At 58.2% G+C, this 18,575-nt stretch carries 20 protein-coding genes; 17 read left to right on the forward strand and 3 right to left on the reverse strand.

All coding sequences use genetic code 11. From position 1 onward, the window contains the following. The first annotated feature begins 9 nt into the window (after positions 1-9). The 4 genes from O9X91_RS08305 to dnaQ are packed head-to-tail and all read left to right on the forward strand — an operon-like array spanning position 10 to position 2,761. Positions 10-609, forward strand: a complete 600-nt coding sequence (locus O9X91_RS08305; RefSeq protein WP_142912885.1) for a Maf-like protein — start codon at positions 10-12, stop codon at positions 607-609. After that, positions 602-1,462, forward strand: a complete 861-nt coding sequence (locus O9X91_RS08310) for a shikimate dehydrogenase (RefSeq protein ID WP_142912884.1) — start codon at positions 602-604, stop codon at positions 1,460-1,462. The genes O9X91_RS08305 and O9X91_RS08310 overlap by 8 nt, the downstream gene beginning before the upstream one ends. Continuing rightward, positions 1,462-2,070 carry a dephospho-CoA kinase gene (coaE, locus tag O9X91_RS08315; protein ID WP_142912883.1) on the forward strand — a complete coding sequence of 203 codons (609 nt, stop codon included), beginning with the start codon at positions 1,462-1,464 and terminating at the stop codon, positions 2,068-2,070. Before O9X91_RS08310 ends, coaE begins: the two co-directional genes overlap by 1 nt. Beyond that, complete coding sequence (gene dnaQ / locus O9X91_RS08320) at positions 2,063-2,761, forward strand: DNA polymerase III subunit epsilon (protein ID WP_077983678.1); 699 nt, start codon at positions 2,063-2,065, stop codon at positions 2,759-2,761. The genes coaE and dnaQ overlap by 8 nt, the downstream gene beginning before the upstream one ends. Positions 2,762-2,863: 102 nt before the next feature. On the opposite strand, the gene secB is transcribed toward dnaQ, so the two are convergent. Together secB and O9X91_RS08330 are read right to left on the reverse strand one after the other, a co-directional pair. Continuing rightward, positions 2,864-3,346: a protein-export chaperone SecB gene (gene secB / locus O9X91_RS08325; RefSeq protein WP_077983679.1), complete on the reverse strand. Its 483-nt coding sequence runs from the start codon at positions 3,344-3,346 to the stop codon at positions 2,864-2,866. 102 nt (positions 3,347-3,448) lie between these two features. Further along, on the reverse strand, positions 3,449-4,000 hold the full coding sequence (locus O9X91_RS08330; RefSeq protein ID WP_142912882.1) for an FxsA family protein: 552 nt from the start codon (positions 3,998-4,000) through the stop codon (positions 3,449-3,451). 140 nt (positions 4,001-4,140) lie between these two features. Between O9X91_RS08330 and O9X91_RS08335 the strand changes: the two genes are divergently transcribed. The 5 genes from O9X91_RS08335 to gyrB all read left to right on the forward strand — a co-directional run bounded on the left by O9X91_RS08335 (position 4,141) and on the right by gyrB (position 9,469). Then, the gene (locus O9X91_RS08335) at positions 4,141-4,839 is read left to right on the forward strand and encodes a Tim44/TimA family putative adaptor protein (RefSeq protein ID WP_142912881.1); all 699 of its coding nucleotides are present in this window, start codon (positions 4,141-4,143) and stop codon (positions 4,837-4,839) included. Further along, on the forward strand, positions 4,836-5,945 hold the full coding sequence (gene mltA, locus O9X91_RS08340) for a murein transglycosylase A (RefSeq protein ID WP_142912880.1): 1,110 nt from the start codon (positions 4,836-4,838) through the stop codon (positions 5,943-5,945). The genes O9X91_RS08335 and mltA overlap by 4 nt, the downstream gene beginning before the upstream one ends. Further along, complete coding sequence (locus O9X91_RS08345) at positions 5,945-6,514, forward strand: Smr/MutS family protein (protein WP_003505344.1); 570 nt, start codon at positions 5,945-5,947, stop codon at positions 6,512-6,514. The genes mltA and O9X91_RS08345 overlap by 1 nt, the downstream gene beginning before the upstream one ends. After that, positions 6,511-6,876: a helix-turn-helix domain-containing protein gene (locus O9X91_RS08350; protein WP_003521160.1), complete on the forward strand. Its 366-nt coding sequence runs from the start codon at positions 6,511-6,513 to the stop codon at positions 6,874-6,876. The genes O9X91_RS08345 and O9X91_RS08350 overlap by 4 nt, the downstream gene beginning before the upstream one ends. 157 nt (positions 6,877-7,033) lie before the next feature. Then, entirely contained in the window at positions 7,034-9,469 is a 2,436-nt protein-coding gene (gyrB, locus tag O9X91_RS08355) for a DNA topoisomerase (ATP-hydrolyzing) subunit B (RefSeq protein ID WP_077983721.1), read from the forward strand. A 97-nt stretch (positions 9,470-9,566) separates the two neighbouring features. On the opposite strand, the gene O9X91_RS08360 is transcribed toward gyrB, so the two are convergent. Then, positions 9,567-10,169: a nitroreductase family protein gene (locus O9X91_RS08360; protein WP_142912879.1), complete on the reverse strand. Its 603-nt coding sequence runs from the start codon at positions 10,167-10,169 to the stop codon at positions 9,567-9,569. A gap of 128 nt (positions 10,170-10,297) precedes the next feature. On the opposite strand from O9X91_RS08360, the gene O9X91_RS08365 reads away from it, so the two are divergent. From O9X91_RS08365 to O9X91_RS08400, 8 genes are all read left to right on the forward strand, one after another. Further along, positions 10,298-11,140 (forward strand): fumarylacetoacetate hydrolase family protein, encoded by an 843-nt coding sequence (locus O9X91_RS08365; protein WP_077983684.1) that lies wholly within the window; start codon positions 10,298-10,300, stop codon positions 11,138-11,140. Positions 11,141-11,264: 124 nt separating this feature from the next. Continuing rightward, positions 11,265-12,497: a polyhydroxyalkanoate depolymerase gene (locus tag O9X91_RS08370; protein ID WP_244614247.1), complete on the forward strand. Its 1,233-nt coding sequence runs from the start codon at positions 11,265-11,267 to the stop codon at positions 12,495-12,497. A 68-nt stretch (positions 12,498-12,565) separates the two neighbouring features. After that, a complete protein-coding gene (locus O9X91_RS08375; protein ID WP_142912877.1) occupies positions 12,566-13,333 on the forward strand; it encodes a M48 family metallopeptidase in 768 nt (255 codons plus the stop codon). A gap of 102 nt (positions 13,334-13,435) precedes the next feature. Then, positions 13,436-14,098, forward strand: a complete 663-nt coding sequence (locus O9X91_RS08380; protein ID WP_077983687.1) for a phosphoribosylanthranilate isomerase — start codon at positions 13,436-13,438, stop codon at positions 14,096-14,098. Between the two features lies 1 nt (position 14,099). Further along, positions 14,100-15,320, forward strand: coding sequence for a tryptophan synthase subunit beta (trpB, locus tag O9X91_RS08385; protein WP_077983723.1), 1,221 nt, complete (start codon positions 14,100-14,102; stop codon positions 15,318-15,320). Between the two features lie 4 nt (positions 15,321-15,324). After that, entirely contained in the window at positions 15,325-16,164 is an 840-nt protein-coding gene (gene trpA / locus O9X91_RS08390; RefSeq protein WP_080793324.1) for a tryptophan synthase subunit alpha, read from the forward strand. Positions 16,165-16,191: 27 nt separating this feature from the next. After that, positions 16,192-17,088 carry an acetyl-CoA carboxylase, carboxyltransferase subunit beta gene (gene accD, locus O9X91_RS08395; RefSeq protein ID WP_077983688.1) on the forward strand — a complete coding sequence of 299 codons (897 nt, stop codon included), beginning with the start codon at positions 16,192-16,194 and terminating at the stop codon, positions 17,086-17,088. Between the two features lie 86 nt (positions 17,089-17,174). Next, a complete protein-coding gene (locus O9X91_RS08400) occupies positions 17,175-18,554 on the forward strand; it encodes a bifunctional folylpolyglutamate synthase/dihydrofolate synthase (protein WP_193559317.1) in 1,380 nt (459 codons plus the stop codon). Positions 18,555-18,575 lie beyond the last annotated feature (21 nt).

An 18,575-nucleotide genomic window follows, 5' to 3' on the forward strand; every position in this document is an offset into this window, starting at 1 on the left:
AGACAGTCGATGAAACAGGAACTGATCCTCGCCTCGTCCAGCGCATCCCGCCAGATGTTGATGCGTAATGCGGGGCTGACATTTTTAGCCATCCCGGCGGATATTGACGAGCGCGCGCTCGATGAACAGCTGGAACGAGACGGAGCCAGCCCGGAAGAGGTGGCACTGGAACTCGCCAGGGCCAAGGCTCTTGCCGTCAGCAGGCTCTATCCCGGAGCATTGGTTCTCGGCTGCGACCAGACCATGGCGCTCGGCGCCCGCGTCTATCACAAGCCAAAAACCATGGCGGAGGCCGAATCGCATCTCCTGTCATTGTCCGGCAAGGTTCACCGCCTGAACAGCGCCGCCGTTCTCGTACAACATGGTGAGGTGGTGTGGCAGATTGTTTCCAGCGCTGAGCTGACCGTTCGGACTTTGAGCGCCGAATTTGTCTCCCGCCACCTGCAACGGGTGGGAGAAAAGGCCTTGAGCAGTGTCGGTGCGTACCAGCTCGAAGGAGAAGGAATCCAGCTATTCACCTCGATCGAGGGTGACTATTTCACGATTCTCGGCTTGCCGCTTCTGCCGCTTTTATCCAAACTGCGCGACATGGACGTTATCGATGGCTGATTCACGTGAAACATTAACCATAAACGCATTCGTTGTCGGCTATCCGATCAAGCATTCCCGATCGCCCATCATCCATTCTTATTGGCTGAAGAAATTCGGCATTGCCGGTTCCTACAAGGCTGTGGAAGTCTCCCCGGATGATTTTGCGAATTTCATTGCAACGCTGAAGCAAGGAAAACCGGGCACGGCCGTCGGTGGCAATGTCACCATTCCCCATAAGCAAGCGGCTTATCAGCTAGCAGACAGGCCCGATGCGCTGGCGGAAGAACTCGGTGCCGCCAACACAGTCTGGATGGAGGAGGGCGAACTCCACGTTACGAATACGGATGGTTATGGTTTTGTCTCCAATCTCGATGAGCGACATCCGGGTTGGGACAGGGCCGAGCGGGCCGTGGTTCTAGGCGCTGGCGGTGCAAGCCGGGCGGTCATCCAATCGCTTCGTGATCGCGGCATTGCCGAAATCCACGTCCTCAACCGTACCGTCGAACGGGCCCGCGAACTGGCCGACCGTTTTGGGCCGCGGGTTTTTTCCCATCCCCAGGCAGCGCTTTATGAGGTCATGCAGGGTGCCGGACTTTTCGTGAATACGACGTCGCTCGGCATGGACGGGACGGAAGCGCCGCATCTTGATTTTTCGCTGTTGGCCGCCCAGGCCGTCGTAACCGATATCGTCTATGTGCCGCTGAAAACCCCGATCCTCAAAATGGCGGAAGAGCAGGGCATGGCTACCGTCGACGGGCTCGGCATGCTGCTTCACCAGGCAAAACCCGGCTTCGAGCGGTGGTTCGGCAAAACGCCGGAGGTCGATGAGGCCCTGCGTTCTCTCATCATCGAGGATATGGAGAAACATTGATGATCGTCATCGGTCTCACCGGCTCGATTGGAATGGGAAAAACGACGACGGCGAGGTTGTTTGCGGGAGAAGGCGTTCCGGTTCTCGATTCCGATGAGGTCGTGCACGGGCTTTACCGGGCGGAAGCCGCCCCGCTGATCGAAGCGGCCTTTCCGGGCACGACCGTTTCCGGTGCGGTGGACAGGCAGAAACTCGGTGAGATCTTGCGGCAGAATCCGGCTAATTTTAGCAGACTGGAAGAGATCGTGCATCCGCTGGTGCGGGATAGGCAGGAGGCTTTTCTGGCTCAAGCAAGGAAAGAGGATCGGCAATTCGCCCTCCTCGATATTCCGCTGCTGTTCGAAACCGGGGCGGAAAGCCGCGTCGATAAAGTCGTTGTCGTCAGTTGCGCGCCGGAGATTCAGCGAGAGCGGGTTTTGTCCCGACCGGGAATGACGGAGGAGAAATTCGAAATGATCCTCGCCCGCCAGATGCCCGATGTGGAAAAGCGCCGGCGTGCCGACTTTATCGTCGATTCCGGAAATGGTGTCGAAGCGGCAAGGGATCAGGTAAAAGAGATTCTGCACAAACTGGCCGCTCAGTCGCGCCGCGGAGATATGAATGCGTGAGATCATTTTCGATACGGAAACTACGGGGCTTGAATCGAAGCTGGACCGCGTGATTGAAATCGGCGGCATCGAGTTGATCAACCACTTTCCCACCGGCCGAACTCTGCATCTGTACATCAGCCCGGAAGATCGCAAGGTTCACCCCGACGCACTTGCCGTTCACGGGATTACCGATGAGTTTCTGAAGGATAAACCCAAATTCGCTGAGGTCGTCGACCAGATTCGTGACTTCTTCGAGGGTGCGCGCTGGGTGGCGCACAACGCCACGTTCGACATGGGCTTCATCAACGCCGAATTTGCCCGTCTCGGTATTGAACCGGTCTCTGCCGAGCTGGTGACGGATACGCTTTCGCTTGCCCGTCGCAAGCACCCGATGGGACCGAACTCGCTGGACGCGCTTTGCCGTCGTTACGGCATCGACAATTCCCATCGCACCAAGCACGGCGCGCTTCTTGACTCCGAACTGCTCGCCGAGGTTTATATTGAAATGATTGGCGGGCGCCAGACGGCGCTCGGTTTCGGTTCCGCCGCCAAGCAGGAAACCATCATCGTCGAGGACGATGTACCGCTTGAGCCGCTGCAAAGGCCGCGGGCTTTGCCCTCCAGGCTGGATGCGGAAACGGTCGCGGCCCATGGCAAACTTGTTCTCGGCATGGGCGACAAGGCGATCTGGAACCGTTACCAGAATTGATACCTGTCCAGGCACTTTAAACGGTGAATGCCATCAAAGAAAAACCCGGGCATGAACCCGGGTTTTGTTTTGTCTGAATTCTGCAGCGCAGAGCCGCGTCACTTAGTTCGGTACCGCCTGAACCTTGGCCTTGGCCTGTTCCTCGGCAACGCGCTGGGCGAACATCTGCGCGAAATCGATTGGATCGATCATCAGCGGCGGGAAACCGCCATTGCGGGTAACGTCCGCAATGATCTGGCGCGCGAAGGGGAACAACAGGCGCGGGCATTCGATGAACAGCACCGGCAGCATATGTTCCTGCGGGAAGCCGGCAATGCGGAACACGCCGCCGTAAACCAGTTCGGCCGCGAACAACACCTTGTCGCCATCCTTGGCTTCCGCGTTCAGCGTCAGAACAACATCGAAATCCGAACCGGAGATCGGGTTTGCGTTGACGTTGACATTGATATTAATCGACGGCGCATTGTCACGTGCCTGAAGCGAGCGAGGAGCACCCGGATTTTCGAAGGAAAGATCCTTGATGTACTGGGCAAGAATGTTGAGGGAAGGACTTACTGCGTCCTGTGCACCATTTTCAGCGGTCATTACATTTCCTCACGGCATGAATTCGTGGAAGGCGGTCTACCATTTCGACCGGGGGCTTACAACCCTTCGTGATCGGGTCACCGCGATCCGTTCCGCCCGGGATCAGGGTTTTGGCAGGTCGCGATTGTCCGGTTTGCGCGACCATGGGGAATCATCCTTTGGCTCGTCGCGATGAAACTCTTCCTCGTCGAGATCCACTACCTTCGAATTGCCCGTATGTCCCGGGTCATTCCGAAAGCCGGAAAAATCTCCGGGCTGAGAACCAGATTGCTGGCCGGAGTGCCGAAAGGAACCAGCAACGACGACGCGCGGCCCGAAGGCCTTCCAGAAAAAGCGCCGTACGGTGGGAGACAGAAGCAGAAGGCCAAGAATGTCGGTAATGAAACCGGGAATGAAAAGCAGGATCCCGGCAACGACGCGCATGGCGCCATTCACCAACTCATCCGCCGGCTGCGCGCCGGTACGCCCCGCGTCCTGGAGGTTTCTCACCATGCCGATGCCTCCGAGCCGCAGGATGAGCAACCCCAGAAACGAGGTGAACAGGACAAGCGCCAATGTCAGCCACAAACCGATTGCCTTGCCAACAATGATGAAACCGGCAATTTCGAGGATGGGCATCATCAGGATGACGATGGGGAGAAAGGAAAAACGCATCTTCTAGCCTTGCGTGTGCATCTCTGGCAGATTGCCGGTTCCCGGGACACCGATGATTGAATCTGCGCATTTGAATGATGATAAGATGCAGACTATATGATGGTGTAGTTTTCGAATTTAAATGGCGGTTTTGGTAAAAGATGGGCTTTAGCGACTTTATCACATTGTTTTTTCTCGTTGCAGCGGTGCTGATCTTTTTTCAGCTGCGCAGTGTCCTCGGCCGCCGCACGGGCAATGAGAAGCCGCCATTCGACCCCTATAGCCCGCGAGATGCGGTGAAGGGCCCGGTTGCAGATGATAATAAGGTCGTGACCTTGCCAAAGCGCAGCGAGGGGGACGACGAAAACCGTTTTGCCGAGGCGGACGCGCTTGCGCCCGTCGATACGCCGCTCAATGCGGCTCTGCGTGAGGTGATGACCAGGGACCCGTCCTTCGGGCCGAAGGAATTCCTGAACGGCGCCCGCATGGCCTATGAAATGATCGTCATGGGCTTTGCCGATGGCGACCGCAAGACGCTCAAGAACCTTCTGTCGAAGGAGGTTTTTGACGGTTTCGAGGCGGCCATTTCCGAGAGGGAAGGTCGTGGCGAGGTGGTGAAGTCCACCTTCGTGGGTATCGAGAAAGCAGATATCACGCAGGCCAGTGTGCGTGATTCCGAAGTGCAGATCACCCTGAGGATCGTCAGCCAGCTGATTTCGGCGACCTATGACAAGGATGGCAAGCTGGTGGATGGCGATCCGGATGCGGTTGCGGAGGTGGACGACATCTGGACCTTCTCGCGCGATATCCGCTCGCGCGATCCGAACTGGAAGCTGATCGCCACCGAATCCGAGCAATGACCGCGCCCTTTTCGATCGAAGAAGTTTCTTTCAGCGACCTGCCCGGATGGCGGCAAGACGATCCGGGCAAGCTTTTTCCGGCGATGGCGACAATCCTGTCGCACCTTCGGAACGCAAAACCCTACAGGACAGGCGCGCTCGGGGTCACGGCAGCGGAACTGGTTTCGCTTCTGGAAAGCGCAGAGAAAAACCCAATAGACAGCTCGGAGCAGGCGCGCCGGTTTTTCGAAACCAATTGCGTGCCTTTCAGGATTTCTTCAGCTCCGGGAAAAAGCGGTTTCGTGACCGCTTTTTACGAACCCGAACTGGAAGTGTCATCTGAACCCGACGACATCTGGCGTTATCCGATTTACCGCCGTCCGCCCGAACTGGTGGATATCGACGACGCCAATCGGCCCGTCGGTTTCGATACGTCCTATGCTTTCGGCAGGGAGGATGAAAACGGTATTTGCTATTTTCCCGACCGGCGGGAGATCGATGAAGGGTATCTGGAGGGCAGGGGCCTTGAGATTGCCTGGGCAAGATCGAAGGTCGACGTGTTTTTCGTCCATGTGCAGGGTGCGGCGCGTCTGGTGTTTCGCGATGGCGCGGTAAAGCGCATCACCTATGCGGCAAAGGCCGGGCATGCTTTTTCACCGATTGGCCGTCTGCTTATCGATCGCGGGGAACTTGATCCGAAAACCGTGTCGATGCAGGCGATCCGCAAATGGCTCGCTGACCATCCCGACAAGGTGGATGGGGTACTATGGCATAACCGCTCCTATATTTTTTTCCGGGAGGCGGATGTCGCCGGTCAGGATATGGGGCCGATTGCGGCTGCGAAGGTTCCGTTGGTCGCGGGGCGCGCGCTTGCGGTGGACAGGCTCATCCACACGTTCGGGCTTCCCTTCTTCATCCATTCGCCGTCGCTTACGCATCTCGATGACGGAAAACCTTTTGCGCGGCTGATGCTGGCGCTCGATACGGGTTCAGCCATTGTCGGCCCGGCCCGTGGCGATATCTTCACTGGTTCCGGTTTCGAAGCAGGAGAGCTTGCCGGTACGGTGCGCAATGAGGCCGACTTTTATATACTGATACCGCAGATGGCTGCGCAGAGGTATCGGTGATGAAGAGCAGTCGCAAGCTCGGCAAGGAAGAGCGCATTCTGTGGGGAAAGGTTGCAAAAACCACGCGGCCGATCTCCGGCAGACTGGAAGATTTGCTGGCTTTCGAGGACATGGAGGAACCTCTGGTTGAACCCGAGGTTTCCCAGACCGGAAAAAGCAGCTTTCCGCGCATGCTTGCGGAGCCTGCCGAGCCGCCATCAGCGGCTCCGGACAAAAAGCCGAAAATTCATCAGCCGATGGAAAAACCGGTCAAGCGCAAGCTCACCCGTGGCCGGCTACCGCTGGAAGGGCGGATCGATCTGCACGGTATGTTTCAGAGCGAAGCTCATGCGGTGCTGCTTGATTTTCTGTTGCGCGCGCATGAACGCGGTCTGAGGCATGTGCTCGTCATAACGGGCAAGGGCCGTTCCATCGGCAGCGACGGTGCGCTAAAAAGGGCGGTGCCCATGTGGTTTTCCAAACCGGAATATCGCCACCTGATTTCATCCTATGAGGATGCATCCGCCAATCACGGCGGCGACGGCGCGCTTTATGTGCGGCTGGCGCGTCGGCGCGGTGAAAAGTCATGACACCTTTTGCGGAGGCCGTGCGGCAGCTTCGCGAGCGCAAGGGCGTGACGCAGAAGGAAATGGCCGCCGCCATCGGCGTGTCGCCCGCCTATCTTTCGGCGCTGGAGCACGGCAAGCGCGGCAAGCCGAGCTTTGATCTGTTGCAGCGCATTGCCGGATATTTCAACATCATCTGGGACGAGGCGGAGGAATTGTTCTTTCTGGCCGGCTCGTCCGACCCGAAAGTGGTTATCGACACCATCGGCCTGCCGCCGCAATATACGGCTTTCGCCAACCGGCTGGCACGGGATATTCGCAAGCTGCCGCCGAGTGTGGTAGAGGAACTGTCAGCCGTGCTGCAAAAAAGCCGTTCTTGCGATTGAAACCCCTCTATCCCCTGCTTTATGCAGCATCCTGAAGCATGCGGCCTTTGGGATTGGGTGTAGAATTTCTATAGTCGCATGTCGGATTTGAGTGATTCGCTGGCTTCAGGCCCTCTCACTGGAAACCTGGCCCGAGAAAACTTTGGAAAGAGTATTTATGACCGAAACATCGTCAAGCGAAGTCGGCGCGAACGCGGAATATGGAGCCGATTCGATCAAGGTCCTCAAGGGCCTTGATGCCGTGCGCAAACGGCCCGGCATGTATATCGGCGATACCGATGACGGTTCCGGCCTGCACCACATGGTCTATGAGGTCGTCGACAACGCCATCGATGAAGCGCTTGCCGGCCATGCCGATCTGGTGACGGTGACGCTGAACGCTGACGGATCGGTGACGGTGACGGATAACGGGCGCGGTATTCCAACCGACATCCATTCTTCCGAAGGCGTTTCCGCCGCTGAAGTCATCATGACCCAGCTTCACGCGGGCGGTAAATTCGACCAGAACTCCTATAAGGTTTCCGGTGGTCTGCACGGCGTCGGCGTCTCGGTGGTTAACGCGCTTTCCGTCTGGCTGAAGCTCAGAATCCGCCGCAATGGCAAGGTGCATGAAATCGGCTTCACCCATGGTGTCGCCGATGCGCCGCTTTCCGTCATTGGCGAATATGAAGGCCGCTCGGGCACGGAAGTGACCTTCCTGGCAAGCCCGCAGACCTTCACCATGACGGACTATGATTATGGAACGCTGGAGCATCGCCTGCGCGAACTCGCATTCCTGAATTCCGGCGTGCGCATTCTGCTGACAGACAAGCGCCATTCCGACGTCAAGCAGGAAGAGCTGCTGTATGATGGCGGTCTCGAAGCCTTCGTCCGTTATCTCGACCGCGCCAAGAAGCCGCTGGTTGACAAGCCAGTCGCCATCAAGGGTGAAAAGGACGGCATTACGGTTGAGGTCGCGCTGTGGTGGAACGACAGCTACCACGAGAATGTGCTCTGCTTCACCAACAACATTCCCCAGCGCGACGGCGGCACCCATATGGCCGGTTTCCGCGCGGCGCTGACCCGTCAGGTAACCTCCTATGCGGAAACCTCGGGCATCCTGAAAAAGGAAAAGGTGAGCCTGCAGGGCGAGGACTGCCGTGAAGGTCTGACGGCCATTCTTTCCGTCAAGGTTCCCGACCCCAAATTTTCCTCGCAGACGAAAGACAAGCTCGTTTCGTCCGAAGTGCGTCCGGTCGTGGAAAGCCTTGTCAACGAAGCGCTCTCCACCTGGCTGGAAGAACATCCTTCCGACGCACGAATTCTGGTCGGCAAGGTTGTGGAAGCGGCGGTCGCCCGCGAAGCTGCCCGCAAGGCACGCGAACTGACGCGCCGCAAGGGCGCTCTCGATATCGCCTCTTTGCCCGGCAAGCTTGCCGATTGCTCAGAGCGCGATCCGGCGAAATCCGAACTTTTCCTCGTCGAGGGTGACTCCGCTGGCGGTTCGGCCAAGCAGGGCCGCTCGCGCGAGACTCAGGCCATCCTGCCGCTGCGCGGCAAGATCCTCAATGTAGAACGCGCCCGTTTCGACAAGATGTTGTCCAGCCAGGAAATCGGCACGCTGATTACAGCGCTCGGCACCTCCATCGGCAAGGATGAGTTCAACGCCGACAAGCTGCGTTACCACAAGATCATCATCATGACGGATGCTGACGTCGACGGCGCTCACATCCGTACCCTGCTCTTGACCTTCTTCTTCCGCCAGATGCCGGAACTGATCGAGCGCGGCCATCTCTATATCGCCCAGCCGCCGCTTTATAAGGTCACGCGTGGCAAATCCGTGCAGTACCTCAAGGATGAGAAGGCGCTGGAAGAATACCTCATTTCGATGGGTCTTGAGGAAGCATCGCTGACCCTCGGCACCGGTGAGGTTCGCGTCGGCGCCGATCTTCGCGAAGTCATTCTCGATGCGCTGCGCATGCGTTCGCTGATCGACGGGCTTCATTCCCGTTACAGCCGCTCGATCGTGGAACAGGCGGCGATAGCCGGCGCGCTGAACCCCGAGCTTTCGGCCGATGCCGCCCGCGCCGAGGAGACCGTTGCTGAAGTGGCGCGGCGTCTCGACATGATCGCGGAAGAAACCGAACGTGGCTGGTCCGGCACGGTGCTGCAGGATGGCGGCTTGCGCTTCGAGCGCATGGTGCGCGGCGTCAAGGAAGTCTCGACGCTGGATATGGGCCTGCTCGGTTCGGCCGATGCCCGCCATATCGATCAGCTCGCAGCTCGTATGCGCGATATCTACGCCACGCCGCCGGTCCTGCAACGCAAGGACGGCACGATGGAACTGGCCGGTCCGCGCGCGCTTCTGGATGCAATTTTTGCCGCTGGCCGCAAGGGTCTTTCCATGCAGCGTTATAAGGGTCTCGGCGAAATGAATGCCGAGCAGCTGTGGGAAACGACGCTTGACGCCAATGTTCGCTCGCTTCTCCAGGTCAAGGTCAACGACGCCACCGATGCCGACGGCCTGTTTGCCCGCCTGATGGGCGACGAAGTGGAGCCGCGTCGCGACTTCATCCAGGAAAACGCGCTTAGCGTCGCGAACCTCGATATCTAATCCTGTGGAGCGTTTCGCGGAACGATTCACGTGAAACGAAACTTTAACAAAAGGCCCGGCGGTCAATTCCGCCGGGCCTTTTGTCGTTCTGAGAACATCAATCAACCTTGCCGGTGAAGCGACCTTCGAAGGCCACATCCGAAAGGGGCAGACGCTTGCTCGGCACTTCCCGCTCCGCTAGATCATCAGGGAGAACGGACTTGTCGGTCAGCGTGCCGATGGCGACCGCGGCTTCAACCTTGTAGCCTTCCGGAATGTTCAGTTTTTCAACGATTTTATCCTTCAATATGCCACCCATGCCGTGCGCGTGGTAACCGAGCAGATGTGCCTGCATGGCAAGCGAAAACCAGGCGGCACCCGCATCAAAGGAATGGGTAGCGGATGGCTTTTTCTCGCCTTCACGCGAGATGTTGTGGTCGCGGGAAGTGACGAAGAGCAGCACGGAGGCATTTTTTGCCCAGCGCTGGTTTCCCTCCATCAGCAGTTCCACGAAGAGCGGCCAGTCTTCGCTATCCTTGTGCGCATAGACAAACCGCCATGGCTGATAGTTGGAGGCAGACGGCGCCCAGTGCGCGGCATCCAGAATGGTCATCAGATGCTCTTGCGGCATGGCGTGGCCATCGAAGGCGCGTGGAGACCAGCGATCGAGGAAGAGGGGATCGACGGGATATTCTGATTGCCGGGAATTACTGTTCGTCACGAGCCATGTCCTTATGATTGAAGGGAAGGAAAAGGTATTTTTCGAAACTTGGCTCAGTCAAGGGGTGACAAGTATGAATGCATCGTTCATATATGCATCACCTTGTCTGACAACCGGGAGAGAGTTCCATGAAATTGATGCGTGTTGGCCAGCCCGGCCAGGAAAAACCAGCCATTCTCGACGCGGAAGGAAAAGTCCGCGATCTGTCCGCCCATGTCAAAGACATTGGCGGCGATGCCATTTCTCCAGAGGGTCTCAAGAAGATCGCCGCGATCGACCTCGGCACACTTCCGGTGCTGAACGAAGAGCGCATCGGCGCCTGCGTTGCCGGAACGGGAAAATTCATCTGCATCGGCCTCAATTTCTCCGACCACGCCGCCGAAACAGGTGCGACCGTACCGCCGGAACCGGTCATTTTCATGAAGGCGACCTCGGCCATTGTCGGTCCGAACGATAACGTCACCATTCCGCGCGGTTCTGAGAAGACCGACTGGGAAGTCGAGCTTGGCGTCGTCATCGGCAAGACCGCGAAATATGTCTCGGAAGCCGATGCTCTCGACTATGTCGCCGGTTATTGCGTTTCGCACGATGTTTCCGAGCGCGCCTTCCAGACGGAGCGTGCCGGTCAGTGGACCAAGGGTAAGTCCTGCGACACTTTCGGCCCCATCGGCCCATGGCTGGTGACGAAGGACGAAATCACCGATCCGCAGAACCTCGGCATGTGGCTGAAGGTGAACGGCCAGACCATGCAGGATGGCTCCAGCAAAACCATGGTTTACGGCGTTGCCCACGTTGTCTCCTATCTCAGCCAGTTCATGTCGCTGCATCCCGGCGATGTCATTTCCACCGGCACCCCCCCCGGCGTCGGCATGGGCCTGAAGCCGCCGCGTTACCTGAAGGCTGGTGACGTCGTGGAACTCGGTATCGAGGGCCTCGGTTCCCAGAAGCAGACTTTCGTCGCCGATATCTGATCGCTACGGCGTTCAACGGAAAGTGAGGCGCTGGCGGGAAACCGCCGGCGCCTTAAATTTTGTGCACCTGCGAAAAGCTGCTATGGTTGAAAAAAAGAGCGTGATCGCGAGGGAGGCGTCATCAGTGTTCTACCACCTCTATGAAATGAACCATGCAGCCATGGCGCCGCTGCGCGCCGGTGCCGATATGATGCGCCAGGCCTGCAACAATCCTATGAACCCGCTTTCCAGCACGGCTTTCGGAAGAAGCCTCGATGCTGGCTTCGAGGTTTTCGAACGCCTGACGCGCCGTTATGTCAAACCGGAATTCGGACTTGCCACGACTATTGTCGATGGTGAGACCGTCGCCGTTGCCGAAGAGACCGTCTGGTCGCGTCCGTTCTGCAATCTCGTTCATTTCAAAAAAGAGGTCGATCCTGCCCGCCGGCCCGAGCCGAAGGTGCTGCTGGTTGCGCCGATGTCCGGCCATTATGCCACATTGCTGCGCGGCACCGTGGAGGCCTTGCTGCCTTCGGCAGATATTTACATTACCGATTGGATCGATGCCCGCATGGTGCCGGTGAGTGATGGGACCTTCGATCTTGACGATTACATCAGTTATGTCATCGACATGCTGCGCGAGATCGGTCCAGGCGCGCATGTGGTCGCCGTCTGTCAACCGTCCGTGCCTGTTCTGGCCGCCGTTTCGCTTGTGGAGGCCGATGGCGATAAATTTGCACCGGCATCCATGACGCTGATGGGCGGTCCTATCGATACGCGCATCAATCCCACAGCCGTCAATGGCCTGGCCACGGCGAAGCCAATCGAATGGTTCCGCGATAATGTCGTCATGCAGGTGCCGTGGCCCCAGCCCGCCTTCGGCCGCAATGTCTATCCCGGCTTTCTGCAACTCTCCGGTTTCATGTCGATGAACCTCGACAAGCACATGACTGCGCATAAGGATTTTTACCTCAACCTGATCAAGAATGACGGCGATTCCGCGGAAAAACACCGCGAATTTTACGATGAATATCTGGCCGTCATGGACCTGACGGCGGAATTCTATCTGCAGACGGTGGAAACCGTCTTCATCGACCATGCGCTTCCGAAGGGGAACATGCGGCATCGGGGTAGGGCGGTCGATCCCGCTGCTATTCGCAAGGTCGCATTGTTCACTGTCGAAGGGGAGAATGACGATATTTCCGGCGCTGGCCAGACGAAGGCGGCCCATGATCTCTGCCGTAACATCCCTGAAGATAAACGCGCACACTACATGCAACCGGATGTAGGGCATTACGGCGTCTTCAACGGTTCGCGCTTCCGCAAGGAAATAGTGCCGCGCATGCTGGATTTCATTGGCAAACACCAGACAGCCTAAGGCAAAACGGCAGGTGACGCCGCGCATTTGCGTGGCCAAGGGATGGACGAATCGGTTATGAAGGCTTCATGTTTTCGCTCCTCAGAAAGTCCCTGAAGTCGCCGGCGCCAAAGAAGATCGTGCCGAGCCAGCGCACCGTCGCGGTTGCGGGCCGGCAGGTGCCGATCACGGTCAGGGAAAACCCGCGGGCCACGCGCATCACCTTGCGCATCGAGCCGGGCGGCCGGGCGCTGAAGCTGACGATCCCGATGGGCCTGCATCACCGTCAGGTCGACGATTTTCTCGAAAGGCATCAGGGCTGGCTGGAGGGCAAGCTTCAGAAGTTCAGCCCTGATGACGGTCTGCGTCCCGGTGCGACCATCGATATCAGAGGCACCTCCCATCGCATCGAACACACCGGCAGCCTGAGGGGCCTGACCCACGTCGCGAAAGACGCTGATGGTGCGGCTGTTCTGAAAGTCAGCGGCGCGCCCGAGCATCTGAGACGGCGGATCGCGACTTTCCTGAAAAAGGAAGCAAAGGCTGATTTGGAACGGTTGGTTGCCATTCACGCCCGCGCCGCCGGCAGGCCGGTGCGATCCATCAGCATGAAGGATACACGCAGCCGCTGGGGCTCCTGTTCCCATGATGGAAACTTGAGTTTCTCCTGGCGCATCGTCATGGCCCCGGAAAGCGTCATCGATTATCTCGCAGCCCATGAGGTCGCGCATCTGAGCGAAATGAACCATGGCCCGAAATTCTGGGCGCTGTGCGAAAAGCTCTGCCCCCACACCAATGAAGCCAAGGACTGGCTGAAACGCCATGGCTCCCGACTTCACGCCATCGATTTCGATTGAAACCGGTGGCGGGCATCGCCATCTGGATTCACGTGAAACATTCCATCAAAAAGGGATGCGATTTGGCTCGACTCTTGTCGCATTTCATGTCAGGTCGCGGGTATGAAACCGGATATCAAGATTTGCGGATTGAAGACACCGGAAACGCTGGAGCGCGCCATCAGGCGCGGTGCGTCCCATGTCGGTTTTATTTTCTTTGAAAAAAGCCCGCGCTACATCGAGCCGGATCTTGCCGGCAGGCTGGCCGAAGCCGCCCGTGGCGCCGCCAAGGTGGTTGCCGTCACCGTCGATGCCGACAATGATTATCTCGATGAAATTATCGATCTCGTAAGGCCGGACATTCTGCAACTGCATGGCAGCGAAAGCCCGGAGCGGCTGCTGAACATCAAGGCGCTTTACGGTCTGCCTGTCATGAAGGCGATTTCCATTCGCGATGCCGGTGATCTCGCCAAAATCGAGCCTTATATTGGCATTGCCGACCGTTTCCTGCTGGATGCCAAGGCGCCTGCCGGTTCTGACCTGCCGGGTGGAAACGGCATCTCGTTTGACTGGACGATTCTGCGCTCACTTGACGAAAGTGTAGATTACATGCTTTCCGGTGGGCTGAATAAGGACAATGTCGCCGAGGCTCTGGCGGAAACCAAGGCAGGCGGACTAGATTTGTCGTCCGGCGTCGAAAGCGCGCCGGGCGTCAAGGATTTGTCCATGATAGATGCGTTTTTTGATGTGGTGAATGATTGGTCGAAAGGCCCAAAGGGAGCTTGAAGTGAACGACGCGCCAACACCCAATTCTTTTCGCGCTGGTCCTGATGAGGACGGACGTTTTGGCATTTACGGAGGTCGCTTCGTTGCCGAAACGCTGATGCCGCTCATTCTGGATTTGCAGGCGGAATGGGATAAGGCCAAGACCGATCCCGCGTTTCAGGCGGAACTCAAGCATCTTGGCGCGCACTATACCGGCCGCCCGAGCCCGCTTTATTTTGCGGAGCGCCTGACGGCGGAACTTGGCGGCGCGAAGATTTATTTCAAGCGCGAAGAGCTGAACCACACGGGTTCGCACAAGATCAATAATTGCCTCGGCCAGATTCTGCTTGCCAAGCGCATGGGCAAGACCCGCATCATTGCCGAAACCGGTGCCGGCCAGCACGGCGTTGCCTCGGCAACCGTTGCGGCGCGCTTCGGCCTGCCTTGCGTCGTTTACATGGGCGCGACCGATGTCGCCCGTCAGGCCCCGAATGTGTTCCGCATGAAGCTTCTGGGTGCCGAGGTGAAGCCGGTCACGGCCGGTCATGGCACGCTCAAGGACGCCATGAACGAGGCCCTGCGCGACTGGGTCACCAATGTTGAAGATACCTATTACCTGATCGGCACCGCGGCCGGCCCGCATCCCTATCCGGAAATGGTCCGTGATTTCCAGGCGGTCATCGGCGAGGAAGCCAAGGCACAGATGCTGGAAGCGGAGGGCCGCCTGCCGGATATGGTCATCGCGGCCGTTGGCGGTGGATCGAATGCCATCGGCATCTTCCATCCTTTCCTCGATGACAAAAGCGTGCGCATCGTCGGCGTCGAAGCTGGGGGCAAAGGCCTGTCGGGCGAAGAACACTGTGCCTCGATCACGGCTGGCTCACCCGGCGTGCTGCATGGCAACCGCACCTATCTGCTGCAGGATGAGGATGGCCAGATCAAGGAAGGCCATTCCATTTCCGCCGGCCTCGATTATCCCGGCATCGGCCCCGAGCACTCCTGGTTGAGTGATATCGGCCGCGTGGAATATGTGCCGATCATGGACCATGAGGCGCTGGACGCCTTCCAGATGCTGACCCGCCTTGAAGGTATCATCCCGGCTCTCGAGCCGAGCCATGCCTTGGCCGAGGTCATCAAGCGCGCGCCGAAGATGGGTAAGGATGAGATCATCCTGATGAACCTCTCCGGTCGCGGCGACAAGGATGTCCACACCGTCAGCAAATTCCTTGGAATGGATGTATAAGATCATGACCGCACGTATGGACAAGCGCTTTGCCGATCTGCGCGCTGAAAACCGCCCGGCTCTGATTACCTATTTCATGGGCGGCGACCCGGATTTCGAAACCTCGCTCGGCATCATGAAGGCGCTGCCGGAAGCGGGCGCTGACGTCATCGAACTCGGCATGCCCTTTTCCGACCCGATGGCGGATGGCCCGGCCATTCAGCTGGCCGGCCAGCGCGCGCTGAAGGGCGGACAGACGCTGAAAACCACGCTCGATCTCGCCCGCGAATTCCGCAGGCAAGACGATGCAACGCCGATCGTGATGATGGGATACTATAATCCGATCTATATCTACGGTGTGGAGAAATTTCTGGACGACGCGCTCGCGGCTGGCGTCGATGGCCTGATCGTGGTCGATCTGCCGCCGGAAATGGACGATGAACTCTGCATCCCGGCACTCGCGCGCGGAATCAATTTCATCCGTCTGGCGACACCCACGACCGATGGCAAGCGCCTGCCTGCCGTCCTTAAAAATACATCAGGTTTCGTCTATTATGTCTCGATGAACGGTATCACCGGTTCAGCACTTCCCGATCCCTCGTTGATCTCGGGCGCTGTCGGTCGTATCAAGGCGCATACGGAACTGCCGGTCTGTGTCGGTTTCGGTGTCAAGACGGCCGATCATGCAAAAGCGATCGGCGCAGTGGCGGATGGCGTGGTGGTGGGTTCGGCCATCGTCAACCAGATTGCGGGCAGCCTGACCAAGGACGGGCAGGCGACCGCCGATACCGTGCCGGCCGTTACGACGCTGGTAAAAGGACTTTCAACGGGCGTGCGTGCATCGCGCCTTGCCGCTGCGGAATAAGCGCGCGGCCCAGTCAGGAGTAGACAGTTGAACTGGATCACCAATTACGTTCGGCCGCGGATCAATTCCATGCTTGGCCGCCGCCCGGAGGTTCCGGAGAACCTATGGATCAAGTGCCCGGAAACGGGCGAGATGGTCTTCCACAAGGATCTGGAAGACAATAAGTGGGTCATCCCGGCTTCCGGTTACCATATGAAGATGCCGGCCAAGGCACGCCTTGCCGATCTTTTCGATGATGGCGTCTATGAGGCCTTGGTCCAGCCGAAGGTCGCGCAGGACCCCTTGAAGTTCCGCGATTCCAAAAAATACACCGACCGTCTGCGCGACAGCCGCACGAAGACCGAACAGGAAGATACGATCCTTGCCGGTGTGGGCCTCTTGAAAGGCCTGAAGATCGTCGCCGTCGTGCACGAATTCCAGTTCATGGGCGGATCGCTCGGCATTGCCGCCGGCGAAGCCATCGTCAAAGCCTTCGAGCGCGCCATTTCCGAGCGCTGCCCGCTGGTGATGTTCCCGGCCTCGGGCGGCGCGCGCATGCAGGAAGGCATTCTTTCGCTGATGCAGCTGCCACGTACCACGGTTGCCGTGAACATGCTGAAAGAAGCCGGCATGCCCTATATCGTGGTTCTGACGAACCCGACGACCGGCGGCGTCACGGCCTCCTACGCCATGCTGGGCGATGTGCATATCGCCGAGCCGGGCGCCGAGATTTGCTTCGCAGGCAAGCGTGTGATTGAGCAGACCATTCGCGAAAAACTTCCCGAAGGCTTCCAGACCTCGGAATATCTGCTTGAACACGGCATGGTGGACATGGTGATTGACCGCCGCGAAATCCCCGACACGCTCGCCAATATGCTTAAGATCATGACCAAGGCGCCTGCCGATAACGCAAATGCTGTCGTTCCGTTGGCCGCTTCGGCCTGATGAAAAAAATATGTCGCCCGGAGGCATAAACTGCCTTCGGGATGATGCTATACGTTGCCTGATTTCATTTTTGGGGCGGCGGACAAATGGCAAACAAAACGCCTGAAAGGCGAATGGAAGACATGACGAAGCCCGCGATCGGTGAGGCCGAAAAGATCATTGAAGAGCTGATGCAGCTCCACCCCAAGGGCTTTGATCTTTCACTCGACAGAATTTCCCGTCTTCTCGAAAAACTCGGCAATCCGCAAAACAGAATGCCGCCAGTGATCCACGTGGCGGGCACCAATGGCAAGGGCTCCGTCAGCGCCTTTTGCCGGGCTTTGCTGGAAGCGGCAGGACTTCCCGTTCATGTCCATACCAAGCCGCATCTCGTCAATTGGCATGAGCGCTATCGCCTTGGCGTTGCCGGTGAGAGGGGCCGCTTTGTAGAGGACGCTGTCTTCGCGGACGCCCTACGTCGCATCGCAATCGCTAACGATGGGCAGAAGATCACCGTTTTCGAGATTTTGACGGCAGTCATGTTCCTGCTTTTTTCGGAGCATCCCGCTGATGCCGCGATCGTAGAGGTGGGATTGGGTGGTCGCTTCGATGCGACCAATGTGATCAATAACCCTGCCGTTTCCATCATCATGCCGATTTCGCTCGACCATGAAGCTTATCTCGGCGACCGCGTGGAACTGATCGCTGCCGAAAAGGCCGGTATCATGAAAAAGGGCTCGCCTGTCGTCATTGGCCACCAGGAATATGACGCCGCACTAGACACGCTTGTCGCGACGGCCGAACGTATTGGTTGCCCGGTCTCCGTTTATGGGCAGGATTTTTCCGCCCATGAAGAATTCGGCCGCATGGTCTATCAGGATGAGTTCGGCCTGACGGATGCGCCGTTGCCAAGGCTTCCCGGCCGCCATCAGCTCGCCAATGCCGCCGCAGCGATCCGCGCTGTGAAAGCAGCCGGTTTTGAGGTGACGGAACGGATGATTGAAAAGGCCATGACCTCCGTGGAATGGCCCGGCCGTCTTCAGCGCATCCTGACCGGCAAAATCGCTGAAATGACCCCGAAGGATTCGGAAATCTGGATCGATGGCGGTCATAACCCCGGTGCGGGTGAAGTGATTGCCGAGGCCATGGCCGGCTTTGAGGAAAAGACGCCGCGCCCGCTCTTCATCATCGCGGGCATGATCAATACCAAGGATCCGGTGGGGTATTTCAAGGCTTTCGCCGATATAGCCGAATATGTCTTCACCGTGCCCATCGGCGGCACGGATGCGGCGATTGATCCCGTCGTGCTTGCCCATGCCGCTTTTGATGCCGGTCTGGTGGCAGCGCCCACATCGTCGCTGATGCATGCGCTGGAAGAGCTGTCGCGCCGTTTCAATGCCGAAGGACCAGCGCCGCGCATCCTCATCGGGGGCTCGCTTTATCTTGCCGGCAACGCGCTTGCCCTTAACGGCACGGTTCCCCAATAAAGAAAGCCCGGCAGCGATGCC

Origin of the sequence: Agrobacterium salinitolerans, assembly GCF_027498475.1 — a bacterium.
GTDB classification, from domain to species: Bacteria; Pseudomonadota; Alphaproteobacteria; order Rhizobiales; family Rhizobiaceae; genus Agrobacterium; species Agrobacterium salinitolerans.

Coding starts and splice junctions, on each gene's coding strand:
- O9X91_RS08305 (WP_142912885.1), top strand. CDS start 10: ATGAAACAGGAACTGATCCTCGCCTCGTCCAGCGCATCCCGCCAGATG.
- O9X91_RS08310 (WP_142912884.1), top strand. CDS start 602: ATGGCTGATTCACGTGAAACATTAACCATAAACGCATTCGTTGTCGGC.
- coaE (WP_142912883.1), top strand. CDS start 1,462: ATGATCGTCATCGGTCTCACCGGCTCGATTGGAATGGGAAAAACGACG.
- dnaQ (WP_077983678.1), top strand. CDS start 2,063: ATGCGTGAGATCATTTTCGATACGGAAACTACGGGGCTTGAATCGAAG.
- secB (WP_077983679.1), bottom strand. CDS start 3,346: ATGACCGCTGAAAATGGTGCACAGGACGCAGTAAGTCCTTCCCTCAAC.
- O9X91_RS08330 (WP_142912882.1), bottom strand. CDS start 4,000: ATGCGTTTTTCCTTTCTCCCCATCGTCATCCTGATGATGCCCATCCTC.
- O9X91_RS08335 (WP_142912881.1), top strand. CDS start 4,141: ATGGGCTTTAGCGACTTTATCACATTGTTTTTTCTCGTTGCAGCGGTG.
- mltA (WP_142912880.1), top strand. CDS start 4,836: ATGACCGCGCCCTTTTCGATCGAAGAAGTTTCTTTCAGCGACCTGCCC.
- O9X91_RS08345 (WP_003505344.1), top strand. CDS start 5,945: ATGAAGAGCAGTCGCAAGCTCGGCAAGGAAGAGCGCATTCTGTGGGGA.
- O9X91_RS08350 (WP_003521160.1), top strand. CDS start 6,511: ATGACACCTTTTGCGGAGGCCGTGCGGCAGCTTCGCGAGCGCAAGGGC.
- gyrB (WP_077983721.1), top strand. CDS start 7,034: ATGACCGAAACATCGTCAAGCGAAGTCGGCGCGAACGCGGAATATGGA.
- O9X91_RS08365 (WP_077983684.1), top strand. CDS start 10,298: ATGAAATTGATGCGTGTTGGCCAGCCCGGCCAGGAAAAACCAGCCATT.
- O9X91_RS08375 (WP_142912877.1), top strand. CDS start 12,566: ATGTTTTCGCTCCTCAGAAAGTCCCTGAAGTCGCCGGCGCCAAAGAAG.
- O9X91_RS08380 (WP_077983687.1), top strand. CDS start 13,436: ATGAAACCGGATATCAAGATTTGCGGATTGAAGACACCGGAAACGCTG.
- trpA (WP_080793324.1), top strand. CDS start 15,325: ATGACCGCACGTATGGACAAGCGCTTTGCCGATCTGCGCGCTGAAAAC.
- O9X91_RS08400 (WP_193559317.1), top strand. CDS start 17,175: ATGGCAAACAAAACGCCTGAAAGGCGAATGGAAGACATGACGAAGCCC.